14 protein-coding genes are annotated in these 19,306 nt (G+C 49.1%); 2 read left to right on the top strand and 12 right to left on the bottom strand.

Annotated features, from left to right (window positions below; all coding sequences use genetic code 11):
* Positions 1 to 61: 61 nt before the first annotated feature.
* The 12 genes from ACX9NY_RS18635 to ACX9NY_RS18690 all read right to left on the bottom strand — a co-directional run bounded on the left by ACX9NY_RS18635 (position 62) and on the right by ACX9NY_RS18690 (position 16,109).
* Entirely contained in the window at positions 62 to 1,909 is a 1,848-nt protein-coding gene (locus ACX9NY_RS18635; RefSeq protein WP_472474311.1) for an IucA/IucC family protein, read from the bottom strand.
* Positions 1,869 to 3,224 (bottom strand): type III PLP-dependent enzyme, encoded by a 1,356-nt coding sequence (locus ACX9NY_RS18640; RefSeq protein ID WP_472474313.1) that lies wholly within the window; start codon positions 3,222 to 3,224, stop codon positions 1,869 to 1,871. The genes ACX9NY_RS18635 and ACX9NY_RS18640 overlap by 41 nt, the downstream gene beginning before the upstream one ends.
* Complete coding sequence (locus tag ACX9NY_RS18645; protein ID WP_472474315.1) at positions 3,221 to 3,997, bottom strand: HpcH/HpaI aldolase family protein; 777 nt, start codon at positions 3,995 to 3,997, stop codon at positions 3,221 to 3,223. Before ACX9NY_RS18645 ends, ACX9NY_RS18640 begins: the two co-directional genes overlap by 4 nt.
* Positions 3,994 to 5,829 (bottom strand): IucA/IucC family protein, encoded by a 1,836-nt coding sequence (locus ACX9NY_RS18650; protein WP_472474317.1) that lies wholly within the window; start codon positions 5,827 to 5,829, stop codon positions 3,994 to 3,996. Before ACX9NY_RS18650 ends, ACX9NY_RS18645 begins: the two co-directional genes overlap by 4 nt.
* Positions 5,804 to 7,591, bottom strand: a complete 1,788-nt coding sequence (locus ACX9NY_RS18655) for an IucA/IucC family protein (RefSeq protein WP_472479348.1) — start codon at positions 7,589 to 7,591, stop codon at positions 5,804 to 5,806. Before ACX9NY_RS18655 ends, ACX9NY_RS18650 begins: the two co-directional genes overlap by 26 nt.
* Positions 7,569 to 8,984 (bottom strand): MFS transporter, encoded by a 1,416-nt coding sequence (locus tag ACX9NY_RS18660; protein ID WP_472474319.1) that lies wholly within the window; start codon positions 8,982 to 8,984, stop codon positions 7,569 to 7,571. The genes ACX9NY_RS18655 and ACX9NY_RS18660 overlap by 23 nt, the downstream gene beginning before the upstream one ends.
* Positions 8,985 to 8,995: 11 nt before the next feature.
* Positions 8,996 to 10,351: a diaminobutyrate--2-oxoglutarate transaminase gene (locus ACX9NY_RS18665; protein ID WP_339239880.1), complete on the bottom strand. Its 1,356-nt coding sequence runs from the start codon at positions 10,349 to 10,351 to the stop codon at positions 8,996 to 8,998.
* 167 nt (positions 10,352 to 10,518) lie between these two features.
* Positions 10,519 to 11,541 carry an ATP-grasp domain-containing protein gene (locus ACX9NY_RS18670; RefSeq protein ID WP_472474321.1) on the bottom strand — a complete coding sequence of 341 codons (1,023 nt, stop codon included), beginning with the start codon at positions 11,539 to 11,541 and terminating at the stop codon, positions 10,519 to 10,521.
* Between the two features lie 489 nt (positions 11,542 to 12,030).
* On the bottom strand, positions 12,031 to 12,852 hold the full coding sequence (locus ACX9NY_RS18675) for an ABC transporter ATP-binding protein (protein ID WP_472474323.1): 822 nt from the start codon (positions 12,850 to 12,852) through the stop codon (positions 12,031 to 12,033).
* Positions 12,853 to 12,865: 13 nt separating this feature from the next.
* The gene (locus tag ACX9NY_RS18680; RefSeq protein ID WP_472474325.1) at positions 12,866 to 13,909 is read right to left on the bottom strand and encodes a FecCD family ABC transporter permease; all 1,044 of its coding nucleotides are present in this window, start codon (positions 13,907 to 13,909) and stop codon (positions 12,866 to 12,868) included.
* Entirely contained in the window at positions 13,906 to 14,919 is a 1,014-nt protein-coding gene (locus ACX9NY_RS18685) for a FecCD family ABC transporter permease (protein WP_339239871.1), read from the bottom strand. The genes ACX9NY_RS18680 and ACX9NY_RS18685 overlap by 4 nt, the downstream gene beginning before the upstream one ends.
* Before the next feature lie 188 nt (positions 14,920 to 15,107).
* A complete protein-coding gene (locus ACX9NY_RS18690; protein WP_472474327.1) occupies positions 15,108 to 16,109 on the bottom strand; it encodes an ABC transporter substrate-binding protein in 1,002 nt (333 codons plus the stop codon).
* Positions 16,110 to 16,531: 422 nt separating this feature from the next.
* Here ACX9NY_RS18690 and ACX9NY_RS18695 point away from each other — a divergent pair, with 422 nt between their 5' ends.
* Positions 16,532 to 17,113, top strand: a complete 582-nt coding sequence (locus tag ACX9NY_RS18695; protein WP_472474329.1) for a hypothetical protein — start codon at positions 16,532 to 16,534, stop codon at positions 17,111 to 17,113.
* Between the two features lie 186 nt (positions 17,114 to 17,299).
* Positions 17,300 to 19,072: an alpha-glycosidase gene (locus ACX9NY_RS18700; RefSeq protein WP_339239864.1), complete on the top strand. Its 1,773-nt coding sequence runs from the start codon at positions 17,300 to 17,302 to the stop codon at positions 19,070 to 19,072.
* The last annotated feature ends 234 nt before the right edge of the window (positions 19,073 to 19,306 follow it).

The following is a 19,306-nucleotide window of genomic DNA, read 5'->3' on the forward strand; positions in this document are numbered from 1 at the left end:
TCCCAATAACAACAAGCCAAAAAGGCAACCCGTCAAACGGGTCACCTTCTCTGTTCCATATCTATCCCTTATAAAAAGGGTTCCACCCTATGCCTTTGCCCGATGGCATCGCGCCAGGCACCCCATCCGCTTCAAGCAGCGGACGGACAACCAACTTCACGGGCCACGCCTCGCTCTCAAATATCGCATGAGCAAGGGCGACCCGGTCACCCTCTGGAAGCTGCACATGAGTCAGCGCTTCCTTCCAGGCCTGCTCCGTGATCTCCCATAACTTCGTTTCCGGGATGTGATACACCTCGCTTAGTGCCTCCATGATCGCAGCCAGATTCACCTGCGTCCCCAAAGACTGCACATAGAAGATCAACTTCTGGATCGTCTCGTTATACAGGCTGTTCGAGTATCCTGGGCGAATATGATAGGCAGGGTCTGCAATACCATGCTTGTCCAGATAAGGCTGATGCAGACGTACGGAATCATGGTCGCGGAACAAGAGCCCCTTTACCTGATTATCCCGTAACACCAGAATGCAGTTCTGACCATGAATCTCAGGTACAACGCCCACCTTGAATAGACGCATTACGATGTCATAGAAAGTCGTAGCTATACTCGTATAGAATTCCACCACGTCCGCGCTGCTCAGGTCATCTCCCAGAATCTCCGTTAATAGATGATGTCCATCCAGATTTACACCCAGTGCTGCCATGGGGATGACTTTGTAGGATTCACCCAACAATTTAGCGGGATACACACGAATCTGTGCAGCCAGATGGCGGGGATGATCGTCGAACAGTCCCATGGATTCCGGCATGAAGCCCCACCAGTTCTGCTCTTCGCACATATATACCTTGTCCTTCAACGTCTCGTCACAAGCAACGGCCTGTCTTAACATCTGTTCTCCAGCAAGACCATTTAACAGCTTGACCACTGGCAGATAACGAGCAGCTCCCAGCGACAGAACACTAACGGGCAGCTTGAGCATCAGATTAGATTCGGTTAACGGAGCCATCGAGCGCAGAGAGGATGTGGCCTGTACGTCGCCCGCTTCTATATCCAGTACAACAATGCTGCCCTCTTCAATCTCTCCAGTGAAGCGAGGCAGAATCACATGCTGCAATTGCCACGGATGAACAGGCATGGGCAGATATTCGTAGAGCGTGATCCCTTTACGAGCAAACTCGGCTTCCACCACTTCACGCTGAACATCGTCTAAGAGGTCCAAAATGGACAACCCATCTTCGCAACCTTGCTGCACGGCATCCAGCCGTATAGCCACCCAGCGCAGCGGAATCGCCTTCCCGAATTCCGCTGCATACTGTGTTACATCTTCTGCGTTGAATCCCACCTTGGCTTTGGACGATGGGTGGAATGGACGATCCCGCAATGCAGCAACACGCTCACCTTTGATAAACCACTCATAAGCAGTCGCCGGAACGTTGGCGGACAGATACTGGACTTGTTCCCAGCCCAGAGCATACTGCTCTACAGCAATATCCAGACTAGTCAGGAATTCCGCCACTCCGGGTTGCCTATATTCTTCATCTGACACAGCCCTCTGTAACACCGCACGTCCAACCTCTGCCGGAGAATCAAGCAGAACCCAGCTTCCATCTGTTTTCTCTTCGTAGATCGGTGAACCCTGAACCCATTGAATCGCCTGTCTTACTCCTGTTTCGATCAGACACAATACACCATGCGTATGCAATCTAATGTAAGAATCACTATTCTGTCTCTGCACCTCGCCGTCATATTCCTTATACAATCTTCTGAACGGTGCAGGTGCTGCGGCAAAATCAATGAATGAGTGATCCTCCAGTGGGAGTAATTGCTCGGCCAAAAATGAATTCATCAGATCCGCCATAATCCGGCGTTCAGCGGCTTGCAGACTGGAACGCTTCATCAGTGTTGACATGATTATTGTCCTCCGTTAGATAATGGAATGCCGGGTGCGGATGCCCCAGAAAATCATGATGCGAAATGGTCCAGCAATAAGCTCCAGACTTTTCAAACAAAACAATATCTCCCACCCGCAGCAGTGCTACCTCCGCATCGGAATGCATGCGATCCTTGGGTGTACACAGCTCACCTACGATATGGACTCGAGCATCCCTTACCTCTGGCCGGGCAAATGAATGCTTCCAACGCTCCGTCGCCATAATCTGAAACGGGTGGTTATGTCCCCATGAAGCAGGCAGACGATGATGATGCGTACCTCCCCTTAACACAGCAAAATGCTGATCATGAGAAGTTTTGATATCCGTAACTTCTGCTGCGTAATACCCGTGGTCTGCCACCAAAAGTCGGCCCGATTCAAAATACAACTCGCCTCCACGTGAAGCAAGGCGTTGTCTAGCTTCACTTTGCTCCAGCAGGGAAGTGAATAAGGGCCAGTCAAATCCCGGACTTCCATCATACGTCACACCGAATCCTCCTCCTGCATTCACCACTTCCACAGGAAGACCATACTGGTGCTGCCATTGCTCTACCTTTTGCAAATACAGCTCAATCATCTCAGCATGCAGCCTGGCGTCCATATTGTTGGACAAAGAGTGAAAATGGAACCCGCTCAACCGAACAATACCCGCGCCTTCCACACGAATGAGCTCGATCGCTTCTTCCACCGACTCTTCATCGATGCCAAAAGGACTTGGCCCACCGCCCATGACAATCTTCGTCCGGGGTAACGTACTACTTCGCAGATTAATTCGGAGCAGAATGCGAACCTTCTGAGCTTGACCGCGGTAATGCTCACGGTGGTGTTCATGCGTGTCCTCCTGTACCTGCTCCTGCCCTCGCATGTGCTTGCCTTCGTACGCCTGTGCCTGATTCATTACTCGCTCTTTCGTGATCGCAATGATGCGCCGCAGCTCCAGCAGACTCTCCACATGGATGTAGCTCACGCCATGCTCAATGGCCAACCGCAGCTCGCTCTCCTTTTTACCCGGACCTCCAAACAGAATCGGAACCTCTCGACTTACGGCTCTAACTTTGAGCAACTCTCCAATGGAAGCCACTTCAAAGCCCTTTACCAATGGAAGCAACGCCTCAATGATACGTTGATCTGGATTCGCCTTGATAGCGTAAAACAACTGTGTATTTCCAGGCATGCTGCTCAGCATCTGACGTACCTGTTCCTGCATGCCAGCCAGATCATAGATATACGCACATACCGGGTCTTCCATCCCTCGTTGAAGTTCATCGATCGCCTGCCATACACTTGGTTTCATATCTGCCCACCCGCATTCCTGTAGTCATTCCGTTTTTGGATATACGCCCGAAATGCCGTATTCCGATCATCACCCAGCACGTATATATGTACTCCCCGCTCAGCCCAGAGCGCCATGTCGTCCACGCCTCTCGTGACCGTAGCATAAGGTACTTCGCACTGCTGCGCAGTAGCATGCAATTCATCCAGCGCACGTCTCACATCCGGGTGCTCGGTCTGCCATGGCACGCCGAGGGATTGCGACAGATCCGCCGCACCTTCCAATACAAAACTCACCTGGGGATGAGACAGAATCCGTGCACTTTGCCGAACGCCCTCTGCACTTTCAATCATGGGGACAATCATCACTTGTTCGTTCGCTTCCCCAATGTATCCCGTGAGCGGATATTTCCCGAATACCCCAGGACGACCACTGTTCAGACTCCGCATGCCAAACGGATGATAGTAGGCGTATCGAACCGCTTCTTCCACCTGCTCCAGCTGCTCAACATGCGGAATAACGATGCCCTGTGCGCCACAGTCCAGCACTTTAAGAATCTCCGCTCGCTCCACCTTCGAGATACGCACCAACGGAGTTAGGCCAACCAGTTCCGCCGCCCGAATTAACTCTTCTACCGATTCCATCGATGTTGTGGCATGTTCCAGATCAATGATGACAAAGTCATATTCCGCATGTCCAATCATCTCAATGATAATTGGATGTGGTATGGATACAAAAAGGCCATACACCGGCTGTTTCCGTGCAATCTTTTCCTTCAGCGTGTTAATTCTCATTCGACGATTCCCTTTAATTCGGGCATTCCCTGTGATTCCAGTGCATCCTTCGATACCTTGAGCGGATTGCTCGCCTTACGGAAGTACAACTCCCCATCCCCATACAGACGGCGCTTGGTCATCTCTTCGATCAGTGCATCTTCGGCAAAAAGGTCAAAGGCAACGAACCGCTCTGCGTATTCCGGGTGCTGCTTCTGATAATCCACAATTACACCTGCGCACAGCTGCCAGAATGACTGCTCTGACAATCCAAACTTCTCAAAGGCCAACGCAATATCCGTCATGCAGATAAAGAAGAATGCGTCATACGTATAGTCACGGACTTCCGACACATCTCCCGCATAGATGAAAGAGTACCGATTGAACTTGCGATGCGTTTCCGGCTCGGGGTTCAGCTTCGGTGCCTTTTCCGGGTGTAACAGTTGATCCGGTACGTAGCGAACACCATCATGCAGATCCTTGATTATAATTCGTTTCGGCAGATCGTCTTCCAGTACCAAAATGATATTCTGAGCATGAGATTCCAGCGCAATCCCGTGCGCATAGAGCAGATGGATGATTGGCAGTGTAACCGTGCGAACAAGAGCCTCGCTCCACTTCTCCACGCCATGTCGTTCTACAGCATCCTGGATAAATGGAACACCATCCGGTTGCACCAACATTAGCGCATTCAGCGGCCACGCCGTCTCACCCTGCTTCAGGTGAACCGATACATTCTCCCGCCAGATGGCTCCGAGTGTCCCGTAGGCACGTCCATATTGCGTTGCAGGCAACTGCTCATAACGGAACGACAGTCCCATGATTTCTTTTAAAATACCAAACTGCGCCCGCTGCAACAGCTCATCTTCACGAACGAGATTATCCAGCCAATCGCTGATTAGCGGTGCGTTCTGGGTCGTATGCTGTGCCAGTATACGTGTGCTTGACGTATTGGTAATGCTGAGGGCCAGCTTGATGTAGGGTGCTTCCGAATTCACCCGGTTTGACAGTGAACGGATCGACTGCTGCGCACGATAGGGCGAAGACGATGGACCAAGATATACCATGTCTCCATCCATCAATTGACGGGCATATACCGATTCCAACTGATGCTCCCACTGCCATGGATGAACCGGAATGAACACATATCGATCACTCGCGTCAGAACCCGTCTTCCCGTCACCCTCCAGAACCTCTTGAAATTGCTTCATATCCTCCACAGTCAGATGCTGCCTTACCAATTCTTCAGAGCTATACCCTGCGGATACAGCGGTCTGAGCAAATTCTTTTTTTACAGCAACCCAGACTAATGAAACCTCCGAGTTAAATTCAGGGCCATAGGCCTTATTGTCTTTCAAAGAAAATCCCAACCGCGACTTATAACTAGGGTGATACAGATGACCGTCGGTCATGTGACTTTCGAGCGCATCATAATGCCGATCTTCTAGCGGAATGTTCAAAGGCAATATCGCCCGGCACTGGCTGTCTTTTGCCATCGTTTCGAGCAGTTCCTGGATAAAAGCCGTCACATTCGCACCCTTCAATGAATTCAGCACGATTTCCTCCAAAAACAGATCCAGATCGGTGCAGGCTACGCCTTCCCTTTGAATCGAACCCTTCTTCACCTTCACCCGGCCAAATGAAAACTTCCGCTCCGCTTCACACGTGTACGCTACAGATTCGCCAGAAGATGTGAGGCCGCTGGTTCGCCACTCGCTCCCACTGACTTGGCTGTCCAAAATGCCCTCGAACCACATCGCCTCCAATGTCTGTCGCATGATCCGTTCCTGTACACTCACGTAGACTGCTTCTGTCCTGCCGCTTGTTTCAGCCCTGTATCCCACGACTCCCACGCACTTCACTCCCTATTCTTTTCATTGGATTGTTCACCGGCACATAAACCGGAGTCTGGCTGATCCCTCTTAGACAACTCACCAAGTTTTGTTTGGCCAGAAATGCATCCGTCGTCAGCAGATGTTGCACATATGCATTGCCTGTTCGTTCCAGTTCACCCTCAAGCACCTCACGTACCTGCTTCCAGAAATGCTCCTCCGGGACGTTCACATCTCGCGCCAGGGCATGAATCAGAGACCCCAGATGATTGACGATAAAGTAGTACGATGTCCGCGCCCAGGCGTTCTCTCGCGAATAAAATAATAAATCGGACGCACCGCGATCCTGCTCACGGATAAGTTCCTCATCCACACTGACCCCTTCCAGATCGCGGACGATAAAGTCCACAGGCATGCCATCCTTTAATGTCACAAGTGTATTCTGCAGATGCGCTTCAAAATGAATGCCTTTCTCTCCCGCCGCCCGTACAATCGGCAGCAGAGAATATGCCAGATAACGATCCAGCCAACGCTCAGCATTGATACGCCCACCACCCAGCATCGTCATCAGCCTGGAACGCATCCCCGGAAGTGGTGCCTCAACCAGACTGGACAAAACATACGTATTGGCAGGGTCAAACTCAATGGGTCGATAAGCTATCGTAAACAGACTCGTTAACTCTTCATCATCAAAAGCACAAGTCGCCACACCTGTCTCATACGCGATATGGGTATTCGGCTCAGCACCGAAACAGTCATGCTGCCTGACGTATCTGGAAGCATCCAGTGTTCTGCGCATCTGCTCAGCACTATTGGTGCGAATCATGTTGGTAATCTGCATGTTCAGTGACAGCTTGATATTGCAGTTCCATTCGGGAACATAGACCGTACGTACCGAAGAGGTTGGATAGACGGTAGGACCCGCAGTGCCAAGCAGAATTAATTTTTCATCTCGAAAATAGGGCTGTATCTCGGTCAACCGTGATAGGTATGCGTATTGCCATGGATGGACGGGCAGCAGCCCATACATTTCACTCTTTTCTTTTAAAATCAGCTGCACATGGCTCCGCAGGAGTTCTTGCAAATCCATTGCCGCCCTGTCATCCACCCATTCCTGCACGTAGACATCCTGTCTCACGGCGATATAATAGAGTTGAAACGATGTGCGCAGCTCCGGACTGTACTTCTGAACATCCTGTTCGCTGAAACCTTTGGAGTTCTTCGGAAAAGGGTGAAACGGATGACCATATAACAGTGATTGTTCCGATGTCCGATAATCGTGGATGTCGAGACTGGCCGCTTGTTCGATATACAACGTAAGGTTACCTACGCTGTTATCTACCTTTTGTGCAAAATCTCTGGCATACGCCACCTCGACACGATTCGTATTCTCACTCAATGGATGTACATTCTCCAGCTCAAGTGAGCTCTTCATTTGCACCGTACTCTTCAACATTCCATGTTGGTCCGAACTCGCTCCCTGTTCCCCATCTCCAATTAGCTCAGATGTGATCCAGCGAACCAGGTCGCGATCATGCACCGCTTCTCCGCCAGATTCCATGCTGAGATATTCATGCTCTCCCATCGCAGAGTAATAGGATAGTTCTCCTGTCACCGTCACCCCACTGGCTGGAAAAGCAACCGCGTACGTCAGCGTATTCGGATTGATTCGAATATCATTTTCCTTCTCTAACGCAAGCTCACGGATGTAACAGTTCAGCAGAAGCTTGCACGAATGTTCACGGGCCTGCTGCTCTGCCTCAGACCGGAGCTTGTTTTCCATCTCGAACAATGATGCCAACCTTCTTTCGGGTTATAAATAGTACCAGGGGAAGGGTAAACAGTATGGCGCAGCCAAGGCCGATACAGATCTCTTTGAGCGCTCCCCATTTTGCCATCTCCATAGACGTTCCTGCCCCTGCTAGCCATTGCCAGCGCATATCGTAGTACAGGGTCATACCCATCACTGCAAACGAAGAAGCCAGCCGCTCAATCGTGGTCGATAACACCGACCCTTCGTGCATGTCTTCGTCTGGTAATGCTTGCAGACCAATCGCAGAGATACTCATGCCTGACAGGCCAACGCCAATTCCACGGCACGCCATGAGCATACCGATAATCCAGATCGATGCTCCCATGGGTAGAACGGCAAACGACAAGATCGATATCGACACCAGCAACGTGCCCCATGCGATAAAATGCATGGATCGACCACGATCCAGCAGACTGCCTCCGATCCACATGAAAAGACTTGTGCAGATCGACAAGGGTATGAACAGCGCACCGGACAAGGCCGGCGACAGGTGGAAGACATCCTGGAACAATAATGGCAATGCAAAGATCACGCCAAACATGACACAATCCTGAATGGTCGAGATCAGCACGGTCAGTGGAAAGACGGCATTACGCCGCAGCAACTGGTAACGTATCAGTGGTTCCTTGCGACCGTTCTCGGTCTGGACAAAACGAATAAGTAACACCACACCGAGCGCAATCAGCAGCCAAGGTACCCATACCGCTGCGACAGGACTCGCATACAACTGTACGCCCAGACTAAGGGCACCTACCGAACAGATCAGCAGCATGATACTGGTTGGATGCCATCGTTTCCTACGGGCAGGAATATAAGTCTGAATGACTCGACCGCACCCGATAAACGAGAACACAGCCAGCGGCACATTAAGCCAGAACAGCATTTCAAGCCGTCCATACTGAATGATGAAGCCGCCCAGCGTTGGCCCAGCCGCAGGAGCAAGCATAAGCAGCAAACCCCACGCTCCTGTAATTCGTCCCCTTACCTCTGGTCCATATACATCAAACAACAACACAAGCGATAACGGAATCATCAGCCCGGCGGCAACCCCATGCATGAAACGCACAAGCAACAGTACCTCAATCGAGTGATAAAATAGTGCACCTGCCACCGAGAACACACCATAGATGGTGATGCCCAACATATACGTCTGCTTCCGGCCCAGTCGGTCTACGATCAGGGAAGCCAGCGGCATCGTTAACGTCATGGCCAGCATGTAGAGGGCGATGATCCATCCGCCTGCTGTCGTAGAGATCTGATAATATTGCACAAAATAAGGCAGCAGCAGATTAAATGCACTGTTGGTCAGTACCAGCGAAAAAGCACCGAGCAGAATCGCGAGTAATACGGCATGCCTCTTCATCAGGGACAGCTTCAGCATGCAGCCGTTGCTAAGGCAATTGCTTCAGCTACCGATTTCTCAAAGATCGCCAGGATCGCGCCCGATTCTTGCTCCGTAATATTCAGCGGCGGCAGAAAACGAACAACCGCTGAATGACGCCCACCCAGTTCCACAATTAATCCATTCTTGAAACATTCACGTTGAATAGACTCAGCAAGTGCACCATTAGGCAGATAATGTCCCAGACGATCCTTGCGGCCTGCCGGATTAACCACCTCAACGCCGATCATCAGTCCTCTGCCTCGGACGTCACCAATCTCGGCATAGCGCTCTTTCAATGCATTCAGTTGCTTCATGAACTGCTCACTGCGCAGATGTACATTGTGTAGAACATCCTGTTCCCGGATATAACGAAGTGTGGCCAGTCCCGCAGCCATGGCCAGCTGATTGCCACGGAACGTTCCTGTGTGTGCACCAGGCTGCCATTGGTCCAGCTCTTCCTTATAGATGACGACAGACATGGGCAGACTTCCGCCAACCGCTTTGGAGCAGATAATTACATCGGGTACAATTCCGGCATGTTCAAATGAAAACATACGGCCTGTGCGTCCGATGCCTGTCTGCACTTCGTCGATAATGAGTGGAATGCTTCGCTCTGCTGTGATTCGGCGCAGCTCCTTCAGCCATTCAATGTCTGCTGGAATCGCCCCGCCTTCGCCCTGCACCGTCTCCACAATGACTCCGCACGGTGCAGCAATACCACTCTCGCAATCATCGAGCAAGTTCTCGATATACTGTGCACTTAACCGGGCCGTCATGCCCTCACCAACACCAAAAGGGCAGCGGTATTCATAAGGAAACGGCAGGAAATGTACATCTGGCAGCAGGCTTTGCAGATGCTGTTTCTTGCTCAGGTTGCCACTCATCGACATGGTTGCTTGGGTCGAACCGTGATAACCTCCCTGAAAGGCAAGAATGGATTTGCCACCTGTTGCATGTTTGACCAGCTTAATAGCTGCTTCTACAGCATCCGCTCCAGTTGGACCACAGAACTGGATTTTGGACTTATTTTGCATCGCTGCTGGAAGAATGGAGAACAATTCTTGCATATATGAAAGCTTCAGCGGCGTTGCCAAATCCAGAGTATGTAGCGGAATCTGCTGATCCAGGACATCGCGGATAGCATTGATTACCGTGTCATGGTTATGCCCCAGCGCCAATGTTCCTGCACCAGCCAGGCAATCGTAGAATACGCGGCCATCCGTATCGGTAACCTTCACCCCATGGGCCTTGCTAATAACAAGCGGGAAATGTCTGGGGTACGATCTTGCATTGGATTCCTTCTCATTTTGCATCTTCAGATATTCCGTCTGCACTTCTACTGACATAGCCCTTTAACGCTCCTTATCATCGATTCAGGCTTAACTGCTGCCTGTAATTTCTTGTTCTGCATTTTGCATATGGCATGGTATGGATTCAAAATCAGGCAAGGTCCGAATTATAAATAAGGGTATCCGTCATCTGATATCCGTTATATATTGTCGTCTATCCGTTGTTATAAGTTATATGACTTAGATTCAAGTTGTTCCTGACACAAGTATTCCAGGTATAACCGCACCACGTCACGAGTTGTCCCCCCATGGGGAAAGACGTGGTGTGTGAGATCTGGCAAGGCGTTCACTTCCAGAATGCCCCCTTCTTCTCTGGAGATCGGCGTGCGGATATCACGACAACGAACATCGACCCCTGCTACATCAATCTGAAGAGTTTGGGCCGCCTGAACGATCATTCGCGCATTCTCGGGATGAATGATCTCGGTACAATCCTTGTAGAATTCACTGATTTTTCCGGCGGCTGAGTTACGGAGATCATATAGCTCAATTTCTTCACCAGCGGCAGGAACTTCATCCAGGCTTGTGCCTTGTGCATGTAATACCTCCAGCAGTCGTTCCGTTTCTGCATGCACCTGGGGAAAGGCTTCATACTCGCCAATGGACGTAATCTTCATTCGTTCCTGATTCAACTGTTCGATTAATGTGCGAACGGTTGAAGTTCCATCCCCCTCGACATAGACAGGTCGATACTCATTCACAGCCGCCACTTCACCGTTAATGATCAGCACTCTGTAATCGATTCCGGTCACATATTGCTGCAACATAATGCTGCTGCCGTGCACACTCGCAAGATGAATGGCTGCCTCCAGTTCATCTTCAGTACGCACATCCAGCGTCACGCCCATGCTGCTGCTCGCATCCAGTGGTTTCACCACAATGGAGCGGTATCTATTCAGAAAAGCTACTGCTTCACTCCCCATCTCCGGGATCACGATATAGGAAGGTACAGGCATGCCCTGTTCATGCAGCAGCATATTACATGCCTGCTTGTTCTTCGCAAGCAATCCGGCGATTAACGGCAGACGATGAGATCTGGTTTTGTTAATGATGATCTGCTTGTCCCCTACTGCCAGCTTCAGAAAGTCCTCGCATCCCTCAAGAAGGGGCTCACAGGTGATCCCCATTTCCCTCGCCTTGCTTATAATGAGTCGGTTTTGCAGATTATGAATCCCTTTCGGAAACACTGAAAATCCTCCTCGATCGAATGAAGGTACTCGCTCCTATATAAGTTGAATTAAAGATTATTTACACCAACACTACAATGACAGGACAACCTTCCAATCGTTGTTATCCCCAGGTTTTTTCTGTCCTCTCCGTTGCATGTAAATGATTAATTCAACTTATAATGCTCCTACGTTCATCAATATTTATTGTAGTATGATATTGATAATGATTATCAATATCATATAAAATCTATTTTATGGCAATTCGATCTTTGTTGTCAATAATAAACTTTTAAGGAAAAATAAGATTGATTTCGGGCTAGATTTATGCAGGGGTGGTTTTGTTACATCGAAGAACAGGTACAACAAGCGGCAAGCTCTGGATTGTATGAAACCAAGAGCTTGCCTGTTCCTGTTATCTTCATTAAACGCAGAAGTGTTGACGAGGTGGGTTGAAAAAAATAGCGATATCGCTTGAATCATCATTCGTCGAATCATTAATTGAAGTAATCAAGCCAACTGAGTGTAACGCTGCTCCCCATTCAGTTTCCTTCCCCTTCCATGCGGGATGCAGGTTGGTGTACCGAAGAGTGGATCAACCGCAATCTCACACTCCATCTGGAAGACCTTACGGACCATCTCCTGCGTAATGATGTCTTCCGGTTTACCTTCCGCGTAGATGGACTTGTTGTGAACAGCCACAATGTGATGCGCATACCGACATGCCAGATTCAGATCATGAAGTACCATGACAATCGTGCGTCCTTCCCGTTCATTCAACTCAAACAATAGATCCAGGATATCAATCTGATGAGTCATATCCAGATAGGTTGTAGGTTCATCCAGCAGCAGCGTTTCCGTACCCTGTGCGAGGGTCATTGCAATCCAGGCACGCTGACGTTGTCCACCGGACAGGGCATCTACAGGCCGATCCGCAAGTTCAGTCAGATGCGTGGACTCCAGTGCCAGCTTGACCATGCGCTCATCCTCTCGTGACCACTGCTTCAACCATGTCTGATGCGGATAACGTCCTTGCTTCACCAGTTGGTTCACCGTCAGGCCTTCCGGGGCAGTCGGACCCTGTGGCAGGATGGACATGCGTCTTGAAATCTCCTTGGTCGGCAGCTTCGCAATCTCTTCACCATCCAGCAGCACGGAACCTGAACTGGATTTCAGCAACCGGGCCATCGTACGCAGCAGCGTAGATTTACCACAACCGTTGCTGCCAATCAGGACGGTGATCTGTCCCTTGGGAATGGTCAGGTTCAAATTTTCAATAATGGGATCTGCTCCATAGGAGATCGTAAGCTCCTTGGCTTCCAGAATACTCACAGCCCTCTCCTCCTCAAAACTGATTTCGATTCTTGAACAACAAATACAGGAAAAATGGTGCGCCTACGCCTGCGGTGAATACCCCTGCGGGAACGTCAAGCGGTAGAAAGGCCGTACGAGCTATGAGATCTGCTGCAAATACGAGCAGAGCACCAACCAGTCCGGACACGATCAGCATACTGCCAAACATCCGACCGACCAGCTTCCGGGCAATATGTGGAGCAATCAGGCCAACAAAACCAATGGTTCCGGCCACAGCCACGGCGATTCCCGCAAGCAGTACACTACATAACAGCAATGCAGAACGATGCCACTGTACCGTTACTCCCAGCCCTGTGGCCAAGTCATCCCCGAACTCCTGTGCATTCAGGCTGCGGGCGAACCAGATCGCCAGCGGTACAACAATCACGATAACCGGCAGTATGGTTCGGACATCGGTCCACGATGCTCCGTACACACTTCCTGTCAGCCAGATATAGGCTTGACCTGCCGTGTAGAACGGACTCAGGATCAGCATAAAGGTCGTCCCGGCACCGGTAATGGCTGACACTCCAATCCCGATTAACACCAAGCGGATCGGACTGACTCCCTTTTTCCAGGCAAGCATGTAGATGATCAATGCCGTCAGAAGTGCACCGACAATGGCAAACAGCGGCAATAACTTGATGCTCACCACTCCGCCCAGCAACGTGACAAACCCCACAGCCGCAACAGCCGCACCGCCAGTGATACCGATAACATCCGGTGAGGCCAATGGATTACGGATAATACCTTGCAGGAGCGCACCTGACATACCGAGCGCTGCACCCACAAGCAGGGACAATAACACTCGTGGCAATCTCAGGGTCAGCACGACGAAGTCATGTTCCCCTTCGTTCAGACCAAATATCGTTCGAAGTACATCCAGCGGAGAAATAAAGTCACTGCCCACACTGGTACCGACTACTCCTGCAACTACAAACAAGAGCATACACACACTGATGACAACCAGTGATTTTCGTTCCATTTGCATCGATAAGGTGTCTTTTTTATTGCGGAAAGTCAACATCTTCCTCATATCTTCGTCACCCCCTTGCGGGCAATGTATACGAAGAAAGGTCCGCCAATCAATGCAGTCATGACACCGAGTGGAACTTCCTGCGGCATGATTACCAGTCTGGCAACCACATCTGCGGACAGCAGCAGAATGGCTCCCCCTACAATAGAGTAAGGAACGAGCCAGCGGTAATCATTGCCCACCAGTGCACGCATGATATGCGGAACAACCAGACCGACCAGACCGATCGAACCGGCTACGGCAACCGAACCACCCGCTAGCAATACGGTAACAACGCCCATGAGTACCTTGACCAGAAGTACATTCTGTCCCATGCCTTTGGCGATATCGTCACCCGTCAATAGCAGATTGATCGCTCTGCCCATGAACAGAGAGACAATGGCTGCGGCTGTCATGTACGGCAGAACGGGATATAACATATCCAATGTCCGCCCACTAACTGAACCGGCAAGCCAGAAGAGTACATCCTGCAATCCGGTTCCATCCAACACGAGAATCGCCTGTGTGAACGAGGCAAACAATGCCGAGATTGCCGTCCCCGCCAGTACAATTTTGATCGGTGTCAGGCCATCCCGACCAAGGGAACCCAAGGCATACACAATCGCCGCGGCAACCGCAGCTCCGGCAAAACCAAACCACATCATGGTGGTCAGCGAGGATACGGACAATACTACGATGGCAATGACAATAAAAAAGATTGCACCTGCATTGATCCCGAACACACTTGGTGATGCAAGCGGATTACGTGTCAATGCCTGCATCAGTGCACCTGCCACAGCCAAACTTGCACCAACGACAGCAGCAATAATGGTACGTGGCAAGCGCTCCGTCAGCAGAACCACATGTTCCACAGAACTCTCGTCGTAGAATTGCAGTGCATCCCATGCCATCTGAAATGTGATATGCGTGCGTCCCAGAATCATACTGGCAAGGCAGGCAAACAGAAGTAATATGAATAAACCAGCCAGCCCATAGATCTTGGCGCTTGCCTTTGTAAAAAGGGGAAACATATTCTCACTCTTTCATCTGTAAAATGAAAAGGACCTGCCTGCCCATACACTTCGTTAACGAATGTCCTGGTGCACGGCAGGTCCTGCTCCTGTTAGTTAGTTAGTTAGTTAGTTAGTTAGTTAGTTAGTTAGTTAGTTAGTTAGTTAGTTAGTTAGTTAGTTAGTTAGTTAGTTAGTTAGTTAGTTAGTTAGTTCAGGTTGAACTGCTTATATAGATCGTCCAGCATCATGTTCGCCGATGTGTATCCACCTGCCATGTTCCAGGCCACTTCATCAACCTGAACCAGTTGGTTGTTCTTGACTGCATCAAGATTCTTCCACAGCGGACTGCTGGTCCAATCATCATAATTTTTCTGAATCGCATCGGTTTCGGTACCTGAATTGAAGTTAAAGATCATGTCCGCATTCATGTCCGGAATATTCTCTTTGGAAGTCAATTCAACTCCCCATGTGTCTGCATCATGTCCTTCGGGTCTGGTGAATCCAAGCTCTTTCAGAATTTTACCTGCATAACCCATGTAGAAAATACGAACCTGATCGGCTCTAAAGTTCGTGATGGTTGCTTCAATTGGCAGACGATCACCCATTTTCTCTTTGAAATCTGCTACACGGGCATCCCAATCTGACAACAGTTTATCCGATTGCTCAACCATATTCATCGCTTCCCCAGCCATCTTCACGGTTTCTTTCCAATCAAACAGGGTCTCCGTTACTACCGTTGGTGCGATCTGGGACAATTGATCATAGATCTCTTCATGTCTGATCTTCGTAGCAATAATCAAGTCAGGTTTCAATTTGTTGATCTCCTCCAAATTGGGCTGGGATTCCTGTCCTACTTGTGGAACTCCATCCAGATCGGCTTTCAGATATTCATAGACGGGCTGCTGAACCCATGATTCAACCACGCCTGTCGGTTTCACGCCCAGTGCAACGACTACATCATTAGCACCTTGGAACAGCGTCACGATCTTTTGCGGTGTTCCCTTTATTGTCGTTTCACCCATGGCATGCTTGATCACTCGGGTCTGGTCTTCAGACCCACTGGCAGTTGTATCACTTTCATTATTACTTGCAGCTTGACTGGACGTATTCGTCGTCTCGGCACTTCCACCCGAAGCACAACCAGCAAGCAGTGAAATCATCAGAATAACTGCTGCATAAATGTATAGCTTTTTCTTTACTTTATACATGTAACCCGTCTCCCCTTTTTATCTAAATGATATTGAATCTCATTATCAATTGTATTGTAATGGAGATGAAATCATTATACAAGCATTTTATTTGGGAAAACTTTTCACTCGCTCGTAGCTCCTATTAATTCTGAAAACAACTATAAATAGATACATATTAATTGAAACCATATAATATATATCGATACAATACGCATCCCTACTCACCATATATGTAATCTTTACCCTTATGCGAATTAGCCCCATTTCTCATCGTAATTCTTCTTCATCTAATACAATGTAATTTTGCTAGTAAATTAATTATTCATTTTTATGCATTTGAAAAGGATTTTACTGTAAAACTCTTCCTGTAATTTCTTGTCGCACTATGTTAGATTATCCATTGAAATAAAATCACATCTATAGATAGGGGATATTGGCACGTGAAGAAATCATGGTTACTATCAATCATTATGAGTTTTGTTTTGCTCGGCGGGGTGTTCGCACCTGCAGGGTCTTATGCCGCTGCTGCGGATGACTCAACCACCACATATTCGGAAGACGAATACTATGAAGAAGTTGACACGTCCGAACAAGAACCGATTCCTACGGTTGAAGAAGAAGATTTCCTGGACTACCTGGATCAGTTGGATCTCGCAGCAGTATATGAGGAGAGAGCTTTCAATGCACTGGGAGGCGGATTTTACATTACATCTTCCAATCGCAAGTCCGTGTTCCTGAAACTGACCAACACTGCAATTCCTAACTACACCAAATATGTATCCAAGCTGAAACTGATTAAACCGCAAACTGCAGAGTTGCAAAAAATCCATGCCAGCCTGATCAAAGGGAGCTATACGCAACTGGAAGGATTCCAACTCGCCAAAAAAGCGGTCTCCAAAACTACGGTAAACAGCGCTGTCCTGAAACAAGCCAATGCCAAAATTGCTGCCGGCAAGAAAAATATCGAGAAATATCAAAAAGAACTGTCTGCCTACGCCAATAGTCTTGGATATGATTTCTAAAAAACAATTTTGAAATTTAAGGAAAAAAAGTGTTTTCTTTTGCTGAGTTAGTTCGTATAATAGCACTATAATCAAAAGGCTATGCTGCCGAAAGGTACAACCTCGTGAACAATAGAGGTTGTGCCTTTTTTGCGTTTTATGGCCGCATTGATCTGAAATCTCATCATCTAACGAGGAGTGATTCACATGATTCTTGAAGCCATTTATCATCGTCCCAAACTCAATTGGTCCTATGCTTATGATCGCTCGACCATGCATTTGCGTCTTCGTTCCAAACGCGGTGATCTGGATGCGGTGATTGCCATTACCGGGGACAAATATGCCTGGGATCGAACAATCACACACATCCCCATGCGCATCTTTGCCCGGGATGAGATGTTCGACTATTGGGAAGCCGAGACCTCACCTCCCTATCGCAGATTACGGTATGGCTTCCAATTGATTCAGGGAGAGGAATCGGTCTGGATGACGGAGCGCGGATTCGAGCAGGCGCTGCCTGACCATCCACTGGAGTTTTTTGATTTTCCATTTATGAATCCGGTCGACATTTTTGAACCGCCTGCGTGGGTGAAGGACGCCGTGTTTTATCAGATTTTCCCCGAACGTTATGCCAATGGCGATCCATCTATCAGTCCCAACAATGCTGAACCCTGGGGAGGGGAACCCACACCTGTGAACTTCTTCGGCGGGGACCTGCAAGGTGTGCTTGATCATCTGGATCACATCAGCCAGTTGGGCATCAATGCCATCTATTTCTGTCCGCTGTTCGAGGCCACCACGAATCATAAATATAATACAGGCGATTATATGAAGGTCGATCCTCATTTTGGAACCAATGAACAGTTCAAGACCTTTGTGGATGCATGTCATCAGCGCGGCATACGTGTCGTTCTGGATGCGGTGTTCAATCATTCCGGCAGAGAGTTCCCTCCTTTTGTCGATGTCATGAAGAATGGAGCCGATTCCCCCTACGCAGACTGGTTCTATATCAAAGACTGGCCGCCACGTGTGGAGGATGGCATACCCACATATGATACCTTTGCCTTTGAACCGCTTATGCCAAAGCTGAACACGGAACACCCTGACGTGAAGGCATACCTGCTGGAGGTCGGACGGTTCTGGATCGAGGAGATGGACATTGACGGATGGAGGCTCGATGTGGCCAACGAGGTGGATCACCAGTTCTGGCGCGAATTCCGTCAGACGGTAAAAGCCATCAAACCTGATGCATATCTGCTCGGTGAGATCTGGCATGATTCGCTCATGTGGCTTCAGGGGGACCAATTCGATGCCGTGATGAATTATCCGTTTACCAATTCGGTATTGGACTACACCGTGAACGGAAAGCTCGATGGACTCGGATTTGCCAATGAGATCGGCAAACTGCTTGCAGCCTATTCACAAACGGTTACTGAAGCTGCCTTCAATCTGCTCGGAAGTCATGATACACCCAGACTGCTGACCTTGTGTGATGGAGACGAGCGCAAGATGAAACTTGCCGTTACATTGCTTCTTACGTATCCAGGTGTGCCATGTATTTATTATGGAGACGAAGTGGGGCTTGACGGGGGATATGATCCGGGTTGCCGCAAGTGTATGGAATGGGATGAGACCAAGCAGAACCGTGAACTTCTGGAATTCTTCACCCATACGATCGCCCTTCGCAAACAGCACCCTGCACTGCGCAGCACGGAACTAAAGATTGTATATGCAAAAGCCGGAGACCCTTGTCTGGCCATCGAACGATCGGATTCGCATACGGGTGAGCGCATGCTTCTTGTGCTGAATGCAGGAGATGAGCCATGTACTCTTGAACTGCCTTTGGCAGATCGTAACGTTTGGCGAAATCTGTACACATCAAACGAAGTGGAATCCCGGCAAAATAAACTGACCCTCGATCTGGAAGCTTACGGCTTCTCGCTACTGCAAATGGAGGTCAAACAACCTGCGGAAGCTTGATATAAATACAGCTAACAAGGCGATATAACTCCAAAAGAGGCTGTCCTCAAGGTCATATTGACGACCAGGGACAGCCTCTCCTGCATCTTATGCGTTTTATATGTCATATTCAACGAACCAAGCACACGTTATTTGCTTCATTATATCCGGGCTAAATGTCTAACGAATCAGAGAAATGTTATTTTGTTTAATTAGTCGATTTTCGCAAGCAGAAGCGGTGTTTTCGACGGAATA

It is taken from the genome of Paenibacillus sp. CB74, from assembly GCF_055687625.1.

What these genes read in the sequence shown, in the direction of transcription:
- ACX9NY_RS18635 (WP_472474311.1), bottom strand. Translation starts at nt 1,909, where the DNA reads ATGTCAACACTGATGAAGCGTTCCAGTCTGCAAGCCGCTGAACGCCGG.
- ACX9NY_RS18640 (WP_472474313.1), bottom strand. Translation starts at nt 3,224, where the DNA reads ATGAAACCAAGTGTATGGCAGGCGATCGATGAACTTCAACGAGGGATG.
- ACX9NY_RS18645 (WP_472474315.1), bottom strand. Translation starts at nt 3,997, where the DNA reads ATGAGAATTAACACGCTGAAGGAAAAGATTGCACGGAAACAGCCGGTG.
- ACX9NY_RS18655 (WP_472479348.1), bottom strand. Translation starts at nt 7,591, where the DNA reads ATGGAAAACAAGCTCCGGTCTGAGGCAGAGCAGCAGGCCCGTGAACAT.
- ACX9NY_RS18660 (WP_472474319.1), bottom strand. Translation starts at nt 8,984, where the DNA reads ATGAAGAGGCATGCCGTATTACTCGCGATTCTGCTCGGTGCTTTTTCG.
- ACX9NY_RS18665 (WP_339239880.1), bottom strand. Translation starts at nt 10,351, where the DNA reads ATGTCAGTAGAAGTGCAGACGGAATATCTGAAGATGCAAAATGAGAAG.
- ACX9NY_RS18680 (WP_472474325.1), bottom strand. Translation starts at nt 13,909, where the DNA reads ATGAGGAAGATGTTGACTTTCCGCAATAAAAAAGACACCTTATCGATG.
- ACX9NY_RS18685 (WP_339239871.1), bottom strand. Translation starts at nt 14,919, where the DNA reads ATGTTTCCCCTTTTTACAAAGGCAAGCGCCAAGATCTATGGGCTGGCT.
- ACX9NY_RS18690 (WP_472474327.1), bottom strand. Translation starts at nt 16,109, where the DNA reads ATGTATAAAGTAAAGAAAAAGCTATACATTTATGCAGCAGTTATTCTG.
- ACX9NY_RS18700 (WP_339239864.1), top strand. Translation starts at nt 17,300, where the DNA reads ATGATTCTTGAAGCCATTTATCATCGTCCCAAACTCAATTGGTCCTAT.